We start from the raw sequence: 1796 nt of genomic DNA on the forward strand, positions 1-1796 counted from the left end.
AATAGCGGACATGGCCGATGGCAAGCTCCCCCGGGAGGGTTTCCATGACCGACTGCGAGGTGAAGTTGTCGCGGACATAGCCGAATCGGCGCGCGGACTGAAAGCCCGCTTCCGGATCGTAGCTGACGATACCGCCCGCTTCCTGCCCGCGATGCTGAAGCGCATGCAGCCCCAGCGCCACGAAGTTGGCCGCGTCAGCCACCCCGACGACGCCAAAGACACCGCATTCTTCCTTGGGTTTGTCGTCATCCTCCAGATCCCGCAGGTAGGAGGTGTCGAACGGATGGGCGGGGGGCATGATCTTGGACAAAGCGGCGCTCCGGCTCCAGACAGATTGTGCGCCCTACTTAGGGGTTCGTGATGGTCCTGTCACCCCGCCGCGATGCTACGTCGCAGCGTTATCTTTCACCGCTCCGTGACCGGGTGCGCCCATTGGGGCCTCAGTCACCACAACGGGAGCTGCCGCGTCAGACCCCGCAGGCCCCCACGAGTGTCTCGTAACGGGTGGTGATCCAGCCCAGCGCTTCTTCGGGGTTCTGCTCTTCGATGTTGCCGGTAAAGCGCCCGAATACAACGGCGGAGCGGCTGTCGTCCACCACGGTGAAACGCTGGCCCGTGATGACGGTATCGTAGACGAAGAAGAAGATGGCAACGAGCAGCACGCCCCGGATCACCCCGAAGATGAAGCCGAGCGCCTGATCCGCGCCGCCGAAGATCGACCGCTGCACCAGCGACGAGAAAAGCGGCGTGAACAGCGAAACGATGATGAGCGCGATGGCAAAGACGATGGCGAAGGCACCGATCACCGACAATTCGCAGCTGTCGGCCAGAAATTCGCCCACGACCGGAATTTCCCGCACCAGCGGTTCGACCTGCGGCGCAAAGAGGAAAGCCAGAATTGCAGCCGCGATCCATCCCACGATGGCCATCAATTCGCGCACCAGCCCGCGGCCATAGGCCAGCAACGCAGAAGTCACGATGACCAGCGCGACCACTCCGTCGATCAGGGTGAAACCTTCCATGCGCCTCGCCTTCCTGATGGGGTCAACCGGCCCCGAATATTTCGCCCACGAAGCCGGTCAGATCACGCATCTGCTGAACTACGATCCCGGCATTGCCCGCCTGCTTGTCGGCGGCAGGCGCAATAGCGGAGGTAAAACCAAGTTTCCGGGCCTCTTTCAACCTGTTTTCGGTTTGGGTGGCGGGGCGCAGCGCACCCGATAGGCTGATTTCCCCGAAAACGACCGTTTCGGCCGGAAGAGCGGTGTCTTCGCGCGCGCTCAGCAGGGCGGCGGCCACGGCCAGATCCGCCGCCGGTTCGCTGATCTTCATGCCGCCCGCGACATTGAGATAGACATCGAGCCCCGCGAAGGGGATGCCGCAGCGCGCTTCGAGCACCGCGAGGATCATCGCAAGCCGCCCGCCGTCCCAGCCGACGACCGTGCGCCGCGCCTGTGCATGGGGGCTGGGCGCCACCAGCGCCTGCAGTTCGACAAGAACCGGGCGCGTCCCCTCGATCCCCGCGAATACGACCGATCCGGCGGAGGGCTGCCCCCTTTCGCTGAGGAACAGCGCCGAAGGGTTGGTGACTTCGGACAATCCGCTTCCCGTCATCTCGAAGACGCCGATTTCGTCTGCGGGGCCGAACCGGTTCTTTACCGCGCGCAGGATACGGAACTGATGCCCGCGCTCCCCCTCGAAGTAGAGAACGGTATCAACCATATGCTCCACCACGCGGGGGCCTGCGATCTGGCCCTCCTTCGTCACATGGCCGACGAGCACGACGGAAACGCCCC

General features: G+C 63.9%; 2 protein-coding genes and 1 pseudogene. All 3 read right to left on the reverse strand.

Annotation, left to right across the window (positions count from 1 at the left end):
• A pseudogene (locus A3764_RS13075) lies at positions 1–298 on the reverse strand (amidophosphoribosyltransferase); the annotation flags it as partial.
• A gap of 169 nt (positions 299–467) precedes the next feature.
• Positions 468–1022, reverse strand: a complete 555-nt coding sequence (locus A3764_RS13080) for a CvpA family protein (RefSeq protein WP_067924563.1) — start codon at positions 1020–1022, stop codon at positions 468–470.
• Positions 1023–1044: 22 nt separating this feature from the next.
• Positions 1045–1796 (reverse strand): magnesium chelatase domain-containing protein (locus A3764_RS13085; protein ID WP_082865932.1); only part of this gene is annotated, 752 nt, incomplete at its 5' end.

It is taken from the genome of Sulfitobacter sp. HI0129 (genome assembly GCF_001635395.1).
Taxonomy (GTDB): domain Bacteria; phylum Pseudomonadota; class Alphaproteobacteria; order Rhodobacterales; family Rhodobacteraceae; genus Sulfitobacter.